This window comes from Streptomyces sp. 351MFTsu5.1 (assembly GCF_000383655.1).
Taxonomy (GTDB): Bacteria; Actinomycetota; Actinomycetes; order Streptomycetales; family Streptomycetaceae; genus Streptomyces; species Streptomyces griseorubiginosus.
Window position 1 is genome coordinate 359442 of record NZ_KB911777.1, and the last position, 18090, is coordinate 377531.

General features: G+C 71.9%; 14 protein-coding genes and 1 pseudogene. 7 read left to right on the top strand and 8 right to left on the bottom strand.

Translation table 11 applies throughout. The features are described 5' to 3' along the window. Positions 1-20 precede the first annotated feature (20 nt). A complete protein-coding gene (locus H295_RS0108230; RefSeq protein WP_028809181.1) occupies positions 21-1445 on the bottom strand; it encodes a family 43 glycosylhydrolase in 1425 nt (474 codons plus the stop codon). A 318-nt stretch (positions 1446-1763) separates the two neighbouring features. Here H295_RS0108230 and H295_RS0108235 point away from each other — a divergent pair, with 318 nt between their 5' ends. Next, positions 1764-3197 carry a glycoside hydrolase family 43 protein gene (locus tag H295_RS0108235; RefSeq protein ID WP_020134875.1) on the top strand — a complete coding sequence of 478 codons (1434 nt, stop codon included), beginning with the start codon at positions 1764-1766 and terminating at the stop codon, positions 3195-3197. Positions 3198-3226: 29 nt separating this feature from the next. Here the strand turns inward: H295_RS0108235 and H295_RS47135 are convergent, their stop codons facing one another. The 3 genes from H295_RS47135 to H295_RS0108250 form a co-directional block, all read right to left on the bottom strand. Continuing rightward, the gene (locus H295_RS47135; protein WP_158691027.1) at positions 3227-3373 is read right to left on the bottom strand and encodes a hypothetical protein; all 147 of its coding nucleotides are present in this window, start codon (positions 3371-3373) and stop codon (positions 3227-3229) included. Between the two features lie 182 nt (positions 3374-3555). Then, entirely contained in the window at positions 3556-4320 is a 765-nt protein-coding gene (locus tag H295_RS47850) for a hypothetical protein (protein WP_020134876.1), read from the bottom strand. A 9-nt stretch (positions 4321-4329) separates the two neighbouring features. Then, positions 4330-4923, bottom strand: a complete 594-nt coding sequence (locus H295_RS0108250; protein WP_020134877.1) for a hypothetical protein — start codon at positions 4921-4923, stop codon at positions 4330-4332. A gap of 173 nt (positions 4924-5096) precedes the next feature. On the opposite strand from H295_RS0108250, the gene H295_RS0108255 reads away from it, so the two are divergent. The 3 genes from H295_RS0108255 to H295_RS0108265 are packed head-to-tail and all read left to right on the top strand — an operon-like array spanning position 5097 to position 8321. Next, positions 5097-5954, top strand: coding sequence for an AAA family ATPase (locus H295_RS0108255; RefSeq protein ID WP_028809183.1), 858 nt, complete (start codon positions 5097-5099; stop codon positions 5952-5954). Further along, the gene (locus H295_RS0108260; protein ID WP_020134879.1) at positions 5951-7300 is read left to right on the top strand and encodes a vWA domain-containing protein; all 1350 of its coding nucleotides are present in this window, start codon (positions 5951-5953) and stop codon (positions 7298-7300) included. Before H295_RS0108255 ends, H295_RS0108260 begins: the two co-directional genes overlap by 4 nt. A gap of 46 nt (positions 7301-7346) precedes the next feature. After that, the gene (locus H295_RS0108265; RefSeq protein WP_020134880.1) at positions 7347-8321 is read left to right on the top strand and encodes an NAD(P)-dependent alcohol dehydrogenase; all 975 of its coding nucleotides are present in this window, start codon (positions 7347-7349) and stop codon (positions 8319-8321) included. Between the two features lie 52 nt (positions 8322-8373). On the opposite strand, the gene H295_RS0108270 is transcribed toward H295_RS0108265, so the two are convergent. The 3 genes and pseudogenes from H295_RS0108270 to H295_RS42905 form a co-directional block, all read right to left on the bottom strand. Further along, positions 8374-8736, bottom strand: coding sequence for a cupin domain-containing protein (locus H295_RS0108270; protein ID WP_020134881.1), 363 nt, complete (start codon positions 8734-8736; stop codon positions 8374-8376). 272 nt (positions 8737-9008) lie between these two features. Next, positions 9009-9983 (bottom strand): pyridoxal-phosphate dependent enzyme, encoded by a 975-nt coding sequence (locus tag H295_RS0108275; RefSeq protein ID WP_020134882.1) that lies wholly within the window; start codon positions 9981-9983, stop codon positions 9009-9011. Between the two features lie 152 nt (positions 9984-10135). Then, positions 10136-10765: pseudogene (locus tag H295_RS42905) on the bottom strand (helix-turn-helix transcriptional regulator); the annotation flags it as partial. Positions 10766-10970: 205 nt separating this feature from the next. Between H295_RS42905 and H295_RS0108285 the strand changes: the two are divergent. The 3 genes from H295_RS0108285 to H295_RS0108295 all read left to right on the top strand — a co-directional run bounded on the left by H295_RS0108285 (position 10971) and on the right by H295_RS0108295 (position 16361). Beyond that, the gene (locus tag H295_RS0108285) at positions 10971-12731 is read left to right on the top strand and encodes a glycoside hydrolase family 35 protein (protein ID WP_020134884.1); all 1761 of its coding nucleotides are present in this window, start codon (positions 10971-10973) and stop codon (positions 12729-12731) included. After that, on the top strand, positions 12728-15112 hold the full coding sequence (locus H295_RS0108290) for a beta-galactosidase (RefSeq protein ID WP_020134885.1): 2385 nt from the start codon (positions 12728-12730) through the stop codon (positions 15110-15112). Before H295_RS0108285 ends, H295_RS0108290 begins: the two co-directional genes overlap by 4 nt. A 181-nt stretch (positions 15113-15293) precedes the next feature. Further along, positions 15294-16361: a LacI family DNA-binding transcriptional regulator gene (locus H295_RS0108295; protein ID WP_028809184.1), complete on the top strand. Its 1068-nt coding sequence runs from the start codon at positions 15294-15296 to the stop codon at positions 16359-16361. Between the two features lie 154 nt (positions 16362-16515). Here H295_RS0108295 and H295_RS0108300 read toward each other — a convergent pair whose 3' ends face one another. Beyond that, entirely contained in the window at positions 16516-18084 is a 1569-nt protein-coding gene (locus H295_RS0108300) for a PLP-dependent aminotransferase family protein (protein WP_051135528.1), read from the bottom strand. Positions 18085-18090 lie beyond the last annotated feature (6 nt).

Consider the following 18090-nt stretch of genomic DNA (forward strand, 5'->3'; position numbering starts at 1 on the left):
TCACGGGACGCCGAGGTGGGTCACTGGGTGTAGAATGTGGCGTCGGCGCGGCCGGTTGTGGTGCTCACGGCCTGGACGTACAGCAGGTAGTCGTAGTGGCGGATGTAGGAGCCCGGCAGGTTGTACGACTCGTACGAGACACCCGCGGAGTCCGCGAGACCGGCCCGGGCGACGAAGGAGGCGTCATTGGCGAACAGCGACGTCCCGTCGTTCTTCTCCACCCACACCTCGTTGTTCTTGTGGCGCAGGTAGTAGCCGGGGAAGTTCGCCGATTCCAGGGAGACGGTGCCGGAGCCGGTGAGGCCGGTGAGGACGCGGAACTGCGAGTCGGCCAGGGGCGCGACATTCGCCTCGATCCTGGCGCGGTACTCCCAGTGCCGGATGAAGCGGTCGGGGAAGTTGTACGAGGAGAGCCGGATCGGTGTGAGGCCGTCGGCGACCGGGATGCCGAAGTCGGGGGTGCCGTCGGCCTTCCAGTAGATCTTCTGCACGCGGGTGCGGCGGTTGGGGTCGTTGAGCGGGGAGCCGCTGATGTCCCTGTAGCTGCGGTCGTGGTAGACGAGGAGGTCCGACGTGCCGTCCTCGGAGACCGTGAACTGGTTGTGCCCGGGGCCGTACTGGCTGGTGGCGGCGAAACTGGCGAAGACCGGGCCCGAGCTCTTGGCCCAGGACGAGGCGCTGAGCAGATTGGCCGAGGCGGACGCGGTCAGCATGCCCATGCAGTAGTTGGCGTCGGTGGCGCTGGCCGAGAAGGTCAGGAAGACCTTGCCGTTGCGCTGGATCACGGCCGGGCCCTCGTTGACCGTCTCCCCTCCGGCCGTCTCCCAGGCGGCGGTCGGCCGGCTGATCATGACCGGGCTGCCGGTGACGGTCCACGGGCTGGACATCTGCGCGAGGTAGATGTTGGTGCCGCGGCCGACGGCCGGGTCGTTCTGCGCCCAGGCGAGGTAGCGGGTGCCGTTCACGGCGAAGGTCGTCGCGTCGAGCGAGAACGTGTCGAGCGGCAGGGCGATACGCCCCTTCTCCGTCCAGCTCCCCGTGACCGGGTTCGCGGCGGCGCACTCCAGGACATAGGGCCGGATGTGCCAGATGTCCTCGGCGTCACCGGCGGCGAAGTAGATGTACCACTTGCCGTCGATGAAGTGGATCTCCGGGGCCCAGATGTAACCGCCCATCACACCGGTGGCGTGCTTGGTCCAGATCGTCGTCTCGGGTGCCGAGGACAGCCCCTGGATCGTGGTGGCGCGGCGGAGCACGATGCGGTCGTACTCCGGCACCGTGGCGGTGAAGTAGTAGAAGCCGTCGGTGTGCCTGAAGATGTGCGGGTCGGCCCGCTGCTCGGCGATAGTGTTCCGGTACGTCACGCCGGGTGACGCGGGCACGGCGGCCTGGGCGGACCCGGCCGAGACGCCGGTGACGGTGGCGGCCGCCGAGCCGGCGATGATGCCGAGCACCGATCGACGGGTGAGGGCAGGTCTCACGTATTGCTCCCTTCGGTGCGGGCGGCACAGACGACCGGCCCCTCAATTTCCGATATTTCGAACGCCGTTCGTGAAATCGGCCAGAACGTAAGCCCTGCACCAAGTCCTCGTCAACGCTTTGGATCAAAGAAGGATCCGGCGAGTTCGTCGACCTGCGGCGCGAAGCACCTATGGATGTCGAATGTATTGACGCGTCCCAGTTGCCACTCTTACTGTCTGCCCGATTCTGCGAACATTGTTCGGAATTTCGAACAGTACGGCCCCTTCCGGATGGAGATCCACATGTCCGCGCTCCGCGCCCGGCTGACGGTGCTGCTGCTCGCCGTATGCCTCCTCTTCGCCGGCCAGACCCTGACCACACCCCAACAGGCCGACGCAGCCGAACCGGGGTACCTGATGGTGCACTTCACCGGTGAGGGGGCGACCAACCAGCAGATGTACCTCTCGCACAGCACGGACGGCGTGCACTGGAACGACCTCAACGGCGGCGGGATGGTCCTGCGCTCCCCGGTCGGCACGAAGGGGGTGCGCGACCCCGCACTCGTGAGATCCCCCGACGGCAGCAAGTACTGGATCATCGCGACCGACCTGTGCATCAGCTGCGGGCAGGACTGGAACGCCGCCATCAACAACGGCAGCCACAACCTGGTGGTGTGGGAGTCGACGGACCTGACCACCTGGTCGCAGCCCTGGCTGCTCAACGTCGCCGGCGCCATCCCCGACGGACGCAACGCCTGGGCGCCCGAGGCGATCTGGAACCCCGACACCCACGACTACGTCCTGTACTGGGCGACCAACGTGCCCCTCGACGGCAAGACGAAGCACCGCATCTACTACGCCCGCACCAGCGACTTCCGCACCATCACCACCCCGCAGACCTACATCGAGCGTCCCGGCACGCAGGAGATCATCGACACCCAGATCATCGAGATGCCGGCCGGTGTGGGCAACTACCGCTACGTGCGGGCCTCAGGTGACGGCCAGATCACCCTCGAAGGCAGCAACTCCATCCTCGGAACCTGGACGCGGCTCGGCGACCTCTCGGGCATCGGCCTGACCGGGTCCATGGTCGAGGGCCCGATGTGGATGAAGTTCAACGGCACCGACAAGTGGGCTCTCTACCTCGACCAGTACGCCTCCGGCGGCGGCTACATGCCGGTCCTGACGACCGACCCGTCCAATCCCGCCTCGTACCAGAGGCAGGCTTCGGGAAGTTACAACATGGGCGGCACGAAGAAGCGGCACGGCTGGATCATGAACCTGACCGCCGCCGAGGAGAGCCGCGTGCTCGCCCGCTGGCCCAACACCCCCGCCCAGCGGCTCCAGTCGTACAACTTCCAGGACCGCTACGTGCGCCAGACCGACTTCGACGTGCGCATCGATCCCAACGTCAGCCCCGTCGAGGACTCCCAGTTCCGGATCAGGCCCGGCCTGGCCGGCACCGGCACCGTCTCCTTCGAGTCGGTCAACAACCCCGGCTACTTCCTGCGCCACGCCAACTACGACTTCCAACTGGTCCGCAACGACGGCAGCGCCCAGTTCGCCGCCGACGCCACCTTCCGCAAGGTCGCCGGCCTCGCCGACGCCGGCTGGTCCTCGTTCCAGTCGTACAACTACCCCGACCGCTACATCCGCCACTACGCCTACCAACTGCGCCTCGACCCGATCACCACCGCGACAGCCCGCAGCGACGCCACGTTCCGCGTGACCAGCTGACCCCGTCCCGACCGCGACCGGGGACGTTGTCACGACACCGGGATGCGACTGCTGCCGGCCCAGCTCCGCCAGTGGGCGAGCAGCACATCCCGGAGCAGGTCGGTGGCGCCCCGGTCGCCAAGCCCGGCCGATCCGGGCACGGGCAGATCCGCTGCTGTACGGGCGACTTGGGCCACCCGACACTCGTGGGCCCAGCACTCCGAGCTCCTCGCCGGCCGGCGAGGAGCTCGGAGCCGGTCGTCAGGCCCCGCTCACCCGCGGCCAGGCGCCGGACGGAGCGGCTGAGCCCGGTCGCGGTCCCGCCTCCTGGGTCCCCGTCGAGGCCAAGCCCTGCCGCCGGACCCGCCGCCTTCCCTCGTCAGCGGGCCGTGCCGAGCGACGCGATCCACTCCGCGAAGCTCGCGGACACGATCTCGAAGTCCGCGGGCTCCAGATCGCCGAGACCTGAGGAGAACACGGCGGAGTCCGGATCGTCGGCCCGCACGAGGAATCCGCGGCCCCCGCTGTCGTCGCCCACGAGCAGGAACCCCGGTGCGTACAGCGCGACTTCGTAGGTGGCGTTGCGTTCACCGATGTCCCCGCTCGCGTACACCGTGACCCCCGACTCGGCCCGTGCCGTGAGGGCGGCGAGCCGGGCGGACCACTCGCGTTCAGCCAGGGCGAGGGCGCCCTCCAGCGTCTCGACGAGCGCGGTCCGGCTCACCGACACCTCTGTCGGTTCACTCCGGCCCACCGGTATCTCCGTCGGTTCACTCCGGGCCGCGGTCCCCCGGCCGGGTTCGGCTTCCTCGCGTATCCGGCAGGTGAGGTGCACCAGGTCCCCGTCGGGCGACGCGAACGCGGTCACCTGGTCCGTGCACTCACCCCACTCCAGGAACTCCCACCGCGCGAGGTCCTCCTCGCTGGGCGAGGCGGGCCCCACCGGCCGCGGGCTCGGCGTGCGAAAGCGAGCGAGTTCGTCCTTGAGCTTCTTGACCAGGAGCGGTGGATAGAAGGCGTTGTCCCAGGTGTTGACCTGGAGTCCGCCGACGAAGACGTCCACGCACAGCAGGCTCGGATCCTGCTCCACGTGGAACTCCAGGCCGAAACCGGCCCGCGAGCCGAACAGCACGACGGCCGTCACCTCCTCACGTCAGCTGTAGACGATCGGGCAGCCCTGCCGCAGGGAGTGTTCGGCCGCGCGGAGGTACAGCGCCACGTAGAACGCCGCGTCCAGGTCCTCGGCCCACGGGCCCGGCCTGGCCGCCGCCACCCGCTCTGCGTCGCCTTCCAGGAACCAGAAGGTCAGGTCGAGGTTGTCGCAGGTCGCCGGTATCTCGTCCAGGGGCAGTCGCACCGCCTCGGCGAGCCGGCGCGTCAGATCGAGGACCTGGGGTGCTCCGGCGATCACCGTGGTGTCCGAGTAGGAGGACTCGACGGGCAGTTCGATCTCCTCGTCCAGCGAGACCGGCACCAGCACCGACCAGTCGAGGAGGGTCTCCGGCTCGGAGGGCGCGAGATGGGCGTGGGCCAGCCGCACGAAACCGTCGACGGGCGGCACCAGCTTCTCCTCGAACCGCGTCCCCGATCCCCGGACGAACTCCGTGTCCTCGGGCACCGACTCGTACGACGGCAGCCCCCTGCGGCGCAGCTCCTCGTTCAACCCCGTGGAGACGGCCGCCCGGCCCTCCTCCTCGTCGGTGTCGAACCACTCCCGCGCCCCCACGCTCACCAGATAGATCCCCATGCCCCGAAACGTACAACGCGCCACTGACAACGCCCTCGCCTCACCGTGCGACCGGTCGTCGAGCTCGCCGTGCGCCGCACGCACCGGCGACGGCTGCCACCCCGTGACAGAAGCGGTGAACAAGCGCTTAGATAGTCGGGAAACGCGTTCGCGCCGAGCTGGAGGCCCCGTTGCTGTTCACATCCGTCGACGACGTCTCCGCACGCCTCGCCCAGACCGGCTACCTCGCCTCCCCCGCCGTCGCCACCACCGTCTTCCTCGCCGACCGGCTGGGCAAGCCGCTTCTGGTCGAGGGCCCCGCCGGGGTCGGCAAGACGGAGCTGGCCAAGGCCGTGGCCGAGGTCGCCGACGCCCGGCTGGTGCGCCTGCAGTGCTACGAGGGCGTGGACGAGTCCCGGGCGCTCTACGAGTGGAACCACGCCAAGCAACTGCTGCGCATCAGCGCCGGCCGGGACGAGACCTGGGACGAGACCCGCACGGACATCTTCAGCGAGGAGTTCCTGCTCCCCCGGCCCCTGCTGACGGCGATCCGGGGCGACGAGCCCAAGGTCCTGCTGATCGACGAGACCGACAAGGCGGACGTCGAGGTCGAGGGGCTGCTCCTGGAGGTGCTCAGCGACTTCCAGGTCACCGTCCCCGAACTGGGCACGGTCACCGCGTCCCGCCGCCCCTTCGTCGTCCTCACCTCGAACGCAAGCCGCGAACTGTCGGAGGCCCTGCGCCGCCGCTGCCTGTTCCTGCACATCGGGTTCCCGGAGGAGGAACTGGAGCGGCGGATCGTACGGCTGAAGGTGCCGGGGCTGGACGAGACCCTGGCCAGGTCCGTGGTGCGGGTGGTGGGAGCGCTGCGCGCGATGGACCTGCGCAAGGTTCCCTCGGTCGCCGAGACCATCGACTGGGCGCGCACCCTCCTCGCGCTCGGCGCGGACCACCTCGACGAGACGGTCGTACGGGACAGCCTGGGCGTGCTCCTCAAGCACCAGGAGGACATCCTCAAGGCCGGGGCCAAGCTCGACCTGGACGCGGTGTGAGCACCGCCGAGCGGCTCACTTCCCTGGTCGGGGCCCTGCGCGCGCACGGCGTGCGCATCGGGACCGGCGAGACGGTGGACGCGGCACAGGCGGTCGAGGCGCTGGGCCTCACGGACCGGGAACGGTTGCGGGAGGGGCTGGCCGCGACGCTGCTGCACGGCACCGCGCAACGGCGGGTGTTCGACCCGGTCTTCGACCTGTACTTCCCGCGGGGCGTCGGTGCGCCCGACACCCGTCCCGCGGACCGGGAGGACCTGCGCGAACGTCTCGCCCGGGCCCTCGCCGCGAACGACGAGACCCTCATGACCCGGCTCGCCGCCGAAGCCGTCGACGGGTTCGGCGGATACGGCAACTCCCCCTCGTCGGACGGCTGGTCGTCGTACCAGACCCTGGACCGGCTGCGCCCGCAGACCCTGCTCGCACGCGTCCGGGACGAGGTGCGGGGAAGGCAGCAGGGCAGCTCCGGGTTCACGGACCGGTTGCTGGAGGACGAGATCCGTCGGCGCATCGAGGCGTTCCGGGCCCTGGTGGCGGCGGAGGCCCGGCGGCGGGTGGCGGAGCGCCGGGACCGGGACGCGATCGCGCGCCGGGCGGTGGCTCCGATGACCGACCGGGTCGACTTCCTGTTCGCCGGGAAGGACCGGCTGGCCGAACTCCGGCGCACGGTCCAGCCGTTGGCACGCAAGCTGGCCACCCGGCTGGCGGCCCGCCGCCGCCGTGCCGCACGGGGCAGCATCGATCTCCGGCGGACCCTGCGCGGTTCGCTGTCGACGGGCGGGGTGCCGATGAAGCCCGTGCTGCGCAGGCGTCGGCCGGTCCGGCCCGAACTGGTGCTGCTGTGCGATGTGTCGGGCTCGGTTTCGGGGTTCTCGGACTTCACGATGCTGTTGGTGCAGGCGCTGCACGACCAGTTCAGCAAGGTGCGGGTGTTCGCCTTCGTCAACCGGCTCGACGAGGTCACCGGGCTGCTGCGGCACGGGGCGGCCGACCCGGAGGGACTCGGCGCCCGGATCCGGGCCGAGGCCACGCTCACCGGCTGGCACGGCAGCAGTGACTACGGCGTCGCACTGGGCGAGTTCGCCTCGCGCTACGGGTCCGCGCTGAGCCCGCGCACCACGGTCTTCGTGCTGGGTGATGCCCGGACCAACATGAGCGACCCGAACCTGTCCGCCGTACGGGAGATCACCGAACGGGCCCTCCGGGTCCACTGGTTGAACCCGGAGGCGCGGGCGCAGTGGGGCACGGGCGACTCGGCCGCGTACGAGTACGCCGAGTTGGTGGACATGCACGAGTGCCGCAACGTACGGCAGCTCAGCGCCCTGGTGGGTCGACTGCTGCCGGTCTGACCCCGGTGAAGGGGTCGGCAAAGTGCCGGGACATGGAGGGGGTCTCATGAAGGCAGTCGTCCAGGACCGCTACGGCTCGGCGGACACACTGGAGTTGAGGGAGGTCGAGCGGCCGGTGCCGGGGGCCGGCGAGGTGCTCGTGCGGGTGCACGCGGCGTCGGTCAACGCCTACGACTGGCACTACCTGCACGGCGATCCCAGGATCGCCCGGCTGTTGTTCGGAGTGCGCTCACCGAAGGTCCGGATCCGGGGCCGGGACTTCGCGGGCCGGGTGGCGGCGGTCGGTCCCGGCGTCGAGGCACTGCACCCCGGTGACGAGGTGTACGGCGAGGCGGACGGCACCTTCGCGGAGTTCGTGTGCGCCAAGGACAGTGAGACGGACCTCAAGCCTGCCGGCCTCAGCTTCGAGCAGGCTGCCGCGATGCCGCTGGCCGCGAACACCGCGCTGATCGGCCTGCGGGACGTGGCCGGACTCAGGGCCGGTCAGTCCGTGCTGGTGAACGGCGCCTCGGGCGGGGTCGGCACCTTCGCCGTGCAACTGGCCAAGGCGTACGGCGCCACGGTGACCGGGGTGTGCGGCGCGCGCAATGTCGAACTGGTCGGGTCGCTCGGAGCCGATGACGTCGTCGACTACACACGGGAGGACTTCGCCCGCGCCGGGCGCCGCTACGACGTCGTGCTGGACCTGGTCGGCAACCGTTCCCTGGCCGACCTGCGGCGCGCGACGACTCCCTCGGGAACCGTCGTCCTCTCCGGCGGGGGCGTGTTCGAGGGCGGCAGTCTGCTCGGCCCCGTATGGCTCTCGGTGCGCGCCCGGCTGCTCTCCCCCTTCGTGCGGGAACGCGTGCTCCAGCTGCCGGCGAAGGCGAGCAAGGTGAATCTGGCCGCGCTGCGGGAACTCGTCGATGCCGGCCGGATCGCCCCGGCCGTCGAGCGGATGTACCCGCTGAGCGAGGCGTCCGAGGCCATCCGGCATCTGGAGGTGGAGCACGCGCGAGCGAAGATCGTGATCACGGTGTGAGGTCGCGAGGGTCGGGAGTGGCCTGCGCGACGACCGCCCGGGACGGGTGCGTTCACCGCTCCTTCGCGTAGTCCCTCGCCATGCCGCCCGCGAAGTCGTAGACCACGCACTGCTCGTCGCCGACGACCCAGGCGTCATGTCCTGGCGACACCACGAAGATGTCCCCGGGGCCCAGTTCGCGCTCTCCGCCGCCCTCGTCCATCAGGATGTGCATACGGCCCTGGACCACGTAGCCGTTGTGGTGGACCTCGCAGCTCTTGGTGCCCGCAATCGGTCCCACCGACTCCGACCAGCGCCAGCCGGGCTCGAAGGTGCCCACGGCGAAGTCCAGCCCGCTCATGTGGACCGCTTCCAGGTGGCCCCGCGGGAAGTCCCGGCGCTCGTCCGGCTTGTCGAGCGTCTTCACCTCGAACATGACGGATCTCCCTTCCGGCCGTGTCGGTACGGCCGGGGCCGGTCTCCGTCTCCCACCCGTCCCGGGCGGCACCGGCGGGGCCGGTCCCACGCCTCCATCGTCCGCCTGTCCAGCCGGGGCCGCCATTCGGGTGACCCTCGGGGAGTCGTTCGTATCAGGTCGTGGGACGGCGGGCCCGGAGCCGGTGGACGCCCTTCACACCCACCCTCACCTGAGCCCCAGGCTTCGGCCAGGCCCCGCTGCTTCGGGCCCCCAGAACCCCGCACCAGCTCTCACCCCCCACCCCCGCACAACCGCACAAACCGCTCCGCGTCCACGTTCCCGCCCGAGACGATCACCCCGACCCGGTCGGGAAGGCCGGTCACCCGGCCGCTGAGCAGCGCGGCCAGCGCACTCGCGCCGCTCGGTTCGACCACGATCTTCAGCCGCTCGAAGGCGAACCGCATGGCGTCCCGGATCTCGTCGTCGGAGACGAGCGCGATCTCGTCGACCAGCCGGCGGTTCACCGAGAACGTCAGCTCCCCCGGCGTGTGCAGGGCCTGTCCGTCGGCGATGGTCTTCGGGACCGGGATGTCGACGCGTCGCCCCGCCTCCAGGGAGCGTCGGGTGTCGTCGCCGGTCTCCGGCTCGACCCCGATCATGCGGATGCCCGGATACCGGCCCTTGGCCGCGGTCGCGCTCCCCGCCATCAGCCCACCGCCCCCGACCGGCACCAGGAGGGCACCCAACTCGCCGGTCTCCTCCAGGAGTTCGAGGGCAGCCGTGCCCTGTCCCGCCATCACGTGCGGGTGTTCGTACGGCGGGATGAGCGCCAGGCCCCGCTCGGCGGCCAGGGCTTCGGCGATGGCCACGCGGTCGCCGGTGTAGCGGTCGTAGGTCACGATCTCGGCGCCGTAGCCCTCGGTGGCCGCCCGCTTGGAACCCGGGGCGTCCTCGGGCATCACGATCACGGCGGTGGTGCCGAGTTCACGGGCGGCCAGCGCGACGGCCTGGGCGTGGTTCCCGGAGGAGTAGGCGGCGATGCCCCGCGCCAACCGGTCGGGGGTGAGCCGGGAGGCCGCGTTGTAGGCGCCGCGGAACTTGAAGGCGCCGACCCGCTGGAAGTTCTCGCACTTGAGGTGGACCTCGGCGCCGACCAGCGCGTCAAGGGTGCGTGAGCGCAGCACCGGCGTGCGATGGGCGACCCCTTTTAGCCGAGTGGCCGCGTCCAGGACGTCGTCCAGGGTGACCGGCGGAATGGTCGTCACGAATGCCCTCCCTCGTTCGCCCGGTCCCGAACCCGGCCCCGAGCCTTTTGCCCACCTTCGTCCGGAGCCCGTCCCCGAGCCTCTCGCCCGACCTCGTCCGGAGCCCCTTCCCGAACCCCTTCGCCCACCCCGTCGCGGGACCCGGACCGAGGCTGTTTCCGGGACTGGGAGAGATAGCTGTAGGCGGAGGCCCGCGAGATCCCGAGCCGTCCCGCCACCTGCTCGATCGCCCGCCGCACCGCGAAGACGCCCCGCTCGTCCAGGCTGCGGAATAGGTCCAGGCGCCCGGCGCGGTCGAGCAGCGCCCACGACTGGTGCCGGTGCGCGTCGAGCATGACGTCGACGACCGAGTCGATGTCGTCGCCGAAGGTGGTGACCGGAGGTTCGGCGGGCACCGCGCCGGTCCCGGCCAGCGCTCCCAGCAGGGCGTGCACCTCGCTCACCGCGCCGACGTCGACATTGACGCACAGGGCACCGAAGACCGCGCCCGAGGAGTCCCGCAGCAGCATCGTCGACGACTTGACCAGCTTGCCGGTGTCGGTGCGGGTCACGTAGTTCAGCTCGTCGGCGGCCTCGTCACCGCGGGCGACCATGCGCAGGCCGATCTGGCTCATCGCCCCGCCCACCGAGCGCCCGGTCACCGCGCCGGAAAGGGCCACGACCGACTGCTCCGGTCTCCGGTAGTCGTGCAGCACCACCTCGCACACCGGTCCGAAGGTCGCCGCGATCCCGTCGACGACCGGTTCGAGCGCGGCAAGGATCGCGTCCCGCTCGGCCTCCATCACACGCCTCCTCTCTCCGTCAGCGCACCTAGACTATCAATCCAATCTCTGGACCACCAGTCCAATCACACTCGACTCCCCTGGCGCGCCGGCACATCTTGACGGCCTTCGAGTTACCGGTAACATCGACATCCGCGCGCACGGCCGTCAGCTCGTCCGCAGCACACGAACCCTGAACTCCCGGCCCTTCGAAGGGATGCCCCGCATGCCTGCTCTGACGACGTCCTCCGACGGCTTCCTGCTGCACGGCGAACCGTTCCGGATCCTCTCCGGAGCCATGCACTACTTCAGGATCCACCCCGAGCAGTGGGCCGACCGGCTGCGCAAGGCCCGGCTGATGGGTCTCAACACCGTCGAGACGTATCTGCCGTGGAACCACCACCAGCCCGAGCCCGGCACCCTCGTCCTGGACGGCTTCCTCGACCTGCCCCGCTGGCTGCGCCTGGCCCAGGCGGAGGGGCTCCAGGTGATCCTGCGTCCGGGGCCGTTCATCTGCGCCGAGTGGGACGACGGCGGACTGCCGTCCTGGCTGCTCGCGGACCCCGACATCCGGCTGCGCACCAGCGACCCGCGCTTCACCGGGGCGTTCGACGGCTACCTGGACCTGCTGCTCCCCGCCCTGCGGCCGTACCTCGCCGCGCACGGGGGCCCGGTGATCGCCGTCCAGGTGGAGAACGAGTACGGGGCCTACGGCGACGACACCGCGTACCTCAAGCACGTCCACCAGTCGCTGCGTGAACGGGGCGTCGAGGAGCTGCTGTTCACCTGCGACCAGACCAACCCCGAGCACCTGTCGGCCGGCACGCTGCCCGGAACGCTCGCCACCGCGACCTTCGGCAGCCGGGTCGAGGAGAACCTCGCCGCGCTCCGCGCCCACCAGCCCGAAGGGCCGCTGATGTGCGCGGAGTTCTGGGTCGGCTGGTTCGACCACTGGGGCGGCCCGCACCATGTGCGCGACGCGGCCGACGCCGCCGAGGACCTGGACCGGCTGCTCGCGGCCGGCGCCTCGGTCAACATCTACATGTTCCACGGCGGCACCAACTTCGGCTTCACCAACGGCGCCAACCACAAGCACGCCTACACCCCGACGATCACCTCCTACGACTACGACGCGGCCCTCACCGAGAGCGGCGACCCCGGCCCCAAGTACCACGCGTTCCGCGAGGTCATCGCTCGCCATGCCGGCGCCCCGGAGGAACCGGCCCCGGCCCCCGCGCCCAAGCTCCCCGTCACCGACGTCGACCTGGACCACCGGGCGCCGCTGCTGCCGTACGTCCGCGGCCTCGCACCGGTGCGCACCGAGCACCCGGCGACGATGAACGAACTCGGGCTGCGGTCGGGGTACGTGCTGTACCGCACCACGCTGCCCGCCTCCGGTGAGGGCCTGCTGCACTTCGCGGGCGGGGTCGGTGACCGGGCCCTGGTGTTCGTGGACGGCGCCTGCCTCGGCGTGCTGGAGCGTGAGCGCCACGACGAGACACTGGTGGTGCGGGTGCCGCACGCCGGTGCCGTGCTGGAGGTGCTCGTGGAGAACATGGGCGGCGTCAACTACGGGCCGCGCATCGGCGCGCCCAAGGGGCTGCTCGGCCCGGTCTCCTTCCAGGGGGCCGAGCTGGAGGGCTGGGAGACCCGCCCGGTGCCGGTGGACGATCCGGCCGCCGTGCCGTTCGGGGCGTACGAGACGGGCCCCTCCGCCGGACCCGCCTTCCACCGGGGCACCTTCGAGGTGGCCACGCCCGCCGACACCTTCCTCGCCCTGCCCGGCTGGACCAAGGGCCAGGCCTGGGTCAACGGCTTCCACCTCGGCCGGTACTGGAACCGCGGTCCGCAGCAGACCCTGTACGTGCCCGCCCCGGTCCTGCGCCCGGGCTCCAACGAGCTCGTCGTCCTCGAACTGCACGCGACCACCGCCACCCGCGCCCGGCTCACCGACAGCGCCGACCTCGGTCCGGAGAACACCTGGTGACCCGCCCGCACCGGCTGCGCGTCCCGGCACCCGCCGCTCCCCCGCTCACCGGTCACCTGCCGTTCGCCGACGCGCCGGGCGTGGCCGACCCGATCGAGGTCACCAGCCGCTGGCTCACCCGTGGCGGCCGCCCCTGGTTCCCCGTCTCAGGCGAGTTCCACTACTCCCGCTACCCCGCCGGGGAGTGGGAGGAGGAGCTGCTGAAGATGAAGGCGGGCGGGGTCACCGCCGTCGCGAGCTACGTCATCTGGATCCATCACGAGGAGACCGAGGGACGGGTCCGCTTCGACGGCGACCGCGACCTGCGCCGCTTCGCCGAGCTGTGCGCCCGGCACGGCCTGGACTTCGTCCCCCGCATCGGCCCCTGGTCGCACGCGGAGGTCCGGGGCGGGGGCCTGCCCGACTGGGTGCTGGCCCGCGACTGCGTGCCCCGCACCGACGACCCCGCATACCTGGCGGCGGTACGGCCCTGGTTCGCGGCGATCGCCGAGCAGTTGGAGGGCCTGGACCGCGCCCACGGCGGACCGATCGTGGCGATCCAGATCGAGAACGAGCTCTACGACCAGCCCGGCCACCTGCTGACCCTGAAGCGGATGGCTCAGGACGCCGGCCTCAGCGCACCCCTGTGGACCTCGACCGCCTGGGGCGGGGTGCGACTCCCGCCGGACGAGCTGCTTCCGCTGTACGGGGGCTACACCGACGCCTTCTGGACCGAGGCCGACGGCCGCCGGCCCGACACCTGCCGCAAGCACTTCTTCTTCACCCACCAGCGCGACGACGAGGGCATCGGCTCCGACCTGCGCCCGGTGACCGTGCACGGCAGCGAGCCGGACGCCTTCGCGGACCGGTTCCCCTGGGCCACCTGCGAGTTGGGCGGCGGCATGGCGGTGTCGTACCACCGGCGGCCGTACGTCGACCCGGACGACATCGGTGCGCTCGGCCTCACCAAGATCGGCTGCGGTTCGGTCTGGCAGGGCTTCTACATGTTCCACGGCGGCACCAATCCGCCGGGCGAGCTCAGCACCCTCCAGGAGTCGCACGCCACGGGATATCCGAACGACCTGCCGGTGCTGACGTACGACTTCCAGGCGCCGCTCGGCGAGTACGGCCAGTACCGGCGCACCTACCACGAACTCCGGCTCCAGCACCTGCTGTTGGCGGACTTCGGGCACCTGATCGCCCCCATGGAGTCGGTGCTCCCCGAGGAGCGTCCTGACGGGCAGTTCGACCGGGGCACCCTGCGGTGGGCCGTGCGCGGGGACGGCGCATCGGGCTTCCTGTTCGTGAACAACCACCAGCCGCACGAGCCGCTGCCGGACCACCCGGAGACCACGTTCGCGGTGGAATTCGCCGACGGCAAGGGCGAGTTGGTGCTGCCCAGCACTCCCGTCACCGTGCCGGCCGGCGCATACTTCTGCTGGCCGCTGCGGCTGGAGCTGGCCGGACTGCGGCTGGAGTGGGCCACAGCGCAGCCGGTGTGCCGGCTCGACGTCGGGGGGCGTACGGTCCTGGTGCTGGCCGCCACCGACGGCATCGCGCCCGAACTCGCCCTGGACACGGACACGGTGGCAGCGGTGAGCACGGCCACGGGCGATGTCGTACCGGTCGGCGACCGGCTGCTGGTGACCGGGCTGCGGTCCGGCACCGACGCCCTCGTCGAGGTGGACACCGCCGACGGCGGGCGGGTGGGACTGCTGGTGCTGGACGCGGCGACGGCCCGTACCGCCTACCGGGGTACGGCCTGGGGCGCGGAGCGGCTGGTGCTGAGCGCGGACGGTGTGGTCTTCGACCGGGACGAGGTACGGCTGCACGGTACGGGGGGCGCCACGTCGTTCGCCGTGCTGCCGGCACCGGAGCGGGCACCCGTGGTGGACGGGGTGGCGGCGGAGGCGGTCAGGGACGGCGTGTTCACCCGTTACGCGGTCCCGCCGGCCTCGGGTGAGGAGGTCCCTGCCGTCGAGGTCACCCTGGTCAGGGCAGCCGGGCCCGCCCCCGAGGCGGTCACCGGTGTCCAGGGCCGGGCGAGCGTTCCGGCCGACACGTACTTCGACACCGTGGCCGCCGAGTACCGGGTCGAGGTGCCGGACGGGCTGCCGCCGGGGACACTGCTGCGGCTGCACTGGCACGGGGACGTCGGACGGGCGTACGTGGGCCGGACCCTCGTGGCCGACCAGTTCGCCGCGGGGCGGGTCTGGGACATCGGCCTGGACCGGCTGCCGGCGGAGGCGGTGCGGGGCGAGGGGCTGCGGGTGCGGGTGCTGCCGTTGCACGCGCGGGCGCCGGTCCAGCTGCCGGAACAGGCGCGCGCCGAACGGGAGACGGCGGCCGTGACGCGCGCCGAGTGGATCATCCGGCGCACCCGGCCGGTCCGGCCCGGCTGACCTGCCGGAGTCCGGATCTCCGGTCCCGGCCCGCCTATGCTGAGCCATCGGTGGGCCGGAGCCGCTGTACCGACACCTTCGCCACTGCCGTCCCGGCCGGCCTGCCACCGCCGTACCCCGGTCGCCGCGCCGGCGCACAGCCGCACCACCACACCCCCCACCAGGTCGAGGAACCGCCACCATGAGCCCAAGCGCCGCCGAAGGAGCCGTGCCGAAGGGGCGCAGCCGACGGAACTTCGCGGGCTCACGCCCGGTGATGGACGACGTGGCCCGGCTGGCGGGTGTCTCCAAGCAGACCGTCTCCCGGGTGCTGAACGAGCATCCGTCGGTGCGCCCCGAGACCCGCGAGGCGGTGCTGACGGCCATGCGGACCCTCGGCTACCGGCCCAGCCGCAGCGCCCGGTCGCTGGCCAGCGGGCGGACCCGGATGCTCGGGGTCATCTCCTTCGACGCGGCCCGCTACGGTCCTGCCTCCATCCTCACCGCGATCAACACGGCGGCCCAGGAGGCCGGTTACCTGCTGAGCTCCATCGCCCTCGACACGGCCGAGCACGACACGGTCGTCGAGGCGGTGGGCCGGCTCTCGGCCGAGGGCGCGGACGGGGTCATCGCCATCGCCCCGCAGCTGTGGGTGGGGCAGGCCCTGGCGGACGCCCGGTTCGACACCCCGCTGGTGGTGCTGGAGAACGGCTTCGACGCGGAGACCGAGAAGATCACCGGCGGCTCGTGGGAGGGCGCCCGCATCGCCACCGAGCATCTGCTCGGGCTCGGGCACCCGACCGTCTGGCACATCGCGGGCCCGAGCGGCTGGACCTCCGCCGACCACCGCCTGGAGAGCTGGCGCTCGACGCTGGAGGCGGCCGGTGCCCGGGTCCCGGAGCCGCTGTTCGGGGACTGGAGCGCCGACTCCGGCTACCACCTGGGCCGGCGGCTCGCCCGGCGCCCCGACGTCACCGCGGTGTTCGCCTCCAACGACCAGATGGCCCTCGGGGTCCTGCACGCCTTCCACGAGGCGGGCCGCTCGGTGCCGGGCGAGGTCAGCGTGGTGGGCTACGACGACATCCCCGAGGCCGCGCATCTGCTGCCGCCCCTGACGACCGTGCGCTCCGACTTCGCGGCGATCGGCACGCGCTCCCTGCGGCTCCTGCTCAGCCGCATCGACGACACCGTGCCGCCACCCCGCCCCGAGACCCCGATCCCGGTCGGCCTCGTGGTCCGCGCGAGCTGCGGGCCGGTGCCCCGGAGCTGAGGCCGAGGCGGGGGCCGTGCCCCGGGGCGGGCCGCGCAGGCCGCGTGCCGGGACTTCATGCCGGAAGTTCATGCCGGAAGTTCATGCCGGAAGTTCATGCCGGGACTTGGTGCCGGACCTTCATGCCGGAACTTCTTGCCGGTGCTTCCAGCGGTTACGTCGGGGCCAGGCCGCGCAGCGCCTCGCCCACGACCGCGATGCCCTCCTCGATGTCGTGCGCGGCGCCCGCCGCGTACCCGAGCACCAGGCCGGGCGGGCCGGGGGTGAGCCGGTGCCAGGACAACGGGTGCACCTTGACGCCCCGGGCCAGCGCGGCCGCGGCGAGGTCGGTGTCCCGCAGGCCGGTCTCCCGGTCGTCGAAGGTGACCATGAGGTGCAGGCCCGCGGCGGCTCCGTGGACGCGGGCGCCGGGCAGCCGGGCCCGGACCGCCCGCAGCATCGCGTCCCGGCGCCGGCGGTGGCGCAGCCGGACGTGGCGCAGATGGCGTTCCAGCTCGCCGGAGTCCATCAGCCGCGCGAGGACCAGCTGGGTGAGGACGCCGTTGCCGAGATCGGCGTACCGCTTCGCCCGCACCACGGCGTCCAGCCGGTCCGGCGGCACGAGCAGCCAGCCCACCCGCAGCGCGGGCGCGAGGAGTTTGGAGACGCTGCCCGCGTAGCAGACCCCGTCCGGCAGCAGTGAGCGCAGGGCCGGGACGGGCGGCCGGTCGTAGCGGTGCTCGGCGTCGTAGTCGTCCTCGATGACGACGCCGCCCTCCGCGGCCCAGCTCAGCAGTTCGCGCCGGCGTTCCCCGTCGAGGACGACGCCGGTGGGGAACTGGTGGGCCGGGGTGGTCAGCACCGCCCGGGCACCGCTCGCGCGCAGGGCGGCGACGTCGAGTCCGCCCTCGTCCACGGGGACGGGGACGACGGTGTGGCCGCCGTACTCCAACTGCTGGCGCGCTCCGAGCGATCCGGGGTCCTCGACAGCGATGCGGTGGACGCCGTCCTCCCTCAGCAGCCCTCCGAGGAGGGCAAGGGCCTGTGCCACGCCGGCGACCACGACGACCTCGTCGGGGTCGGCGCGGATGCCGCGGTTGCGGGCCAGCCAGCCGACGACGGCCCGGCGCAGGGCGGGGGCACCGCGGGGGTCGCCGTAGCCGAAGTCGGCCGGGGTGACACCCGCGAGGACGGCCCGCTCGGCGCGCACCCAGGCGGTGCGGGGGAAGGCGGCGAGGTCGGGGAGGCCCGGGGAGAGGTCGATACGGCACGGAAGGGCGCGCAGGGTGTCGACGACGCCGTCACGGACGGCCGACATGAAGAGGGCCGGGCCCGGTCCGGCGGCGTCGGGCGCGCGCTCGCCAGGAGCGGCGGGAGCGACGCTCTCGCGCGGTGCGGCGGGTGCCGCGGGTGCGGCGGGTGCGGCCACGACGACGGTGCCGAGCCGGCCGCGGCCCGCGATCTGGCCGGACTCGGCGAGCCTGCGGTAGGCCTCGGTGACCACGCCCCGGGTGACGCGCAGCTCGCCGGCGAGGACCCGGCTGGCGGGCAGCCGGGTCCCGACCGGGAGCCGGCCGTCGGCGATGGCCGCCCGCAACCGGTCGGCGAGCCAGGCGGTACGGCCACCGGCCGGCGCCTGTCCGATGTCCAGCTGGAGGAAGTCCGAGCCCGCGGCGGTGTCGGCGCTCTGCGGGCCGGACCGGGTTTTGGACCCCTCGGACGGTGACTTCGTGGACCTGCCCATGGCGTC

Excerpts from the sequence above, each read along its gene's own strand:
- H295_RS0108235 (WP_020134875.1), top strand. The coding sequence starts at position 1,764 with ATGTCCGCGCTCCGCGCCCGGCTGACGGTGCTGCTGCTCGCCGTATGC.
- H295_RS0108250 (WP_020134877.1), bottom strand. The coding sequence starts at position 4,923 with ATGGGGATCTATCTGGTGAGCGTGGGGGCGCGGGAGTGGTTCGACACC.
- H295_RS0108265 (WP_020134880.1), top strand. The coding sequence starts at position 7,347 with ATGAAGGCAGTCGTCCAGGACCGCTACGGCTCGGCGGACACACTGGAG.
- H295_RS0108270 (WP_020134881.1), bottom strand. The coding sequence starts at position 8,736 with ATGTTCGAGGTGAAGACGCTCGACAAGCCGGACGAGCGCCGGGACTTC.
- H295_RS0108285 (WP_020134884.1), top strand. The coding sequence starts at position 10,971 with ATGCCTGCTCTGACGACGTCCTCCGACGGCTTCCTGCTGCACGGCGAA.
- H295_RS0108295 (WP_028809184.1), top strand. The coding sequence starts at position 15,294 with ATGAGCCCAAGCGCCGCCGAAGGAGCCGTGCCGAAGGGGCGCAGCCGA.
- H295_RS0108300 (WP_051135528.1), bottom strand. The coding sequence starts at position 18,084 with ATGGGCAGGTCCACGAAGTCACCGTCCGAGGGGTCCAAAACCCGGTCC.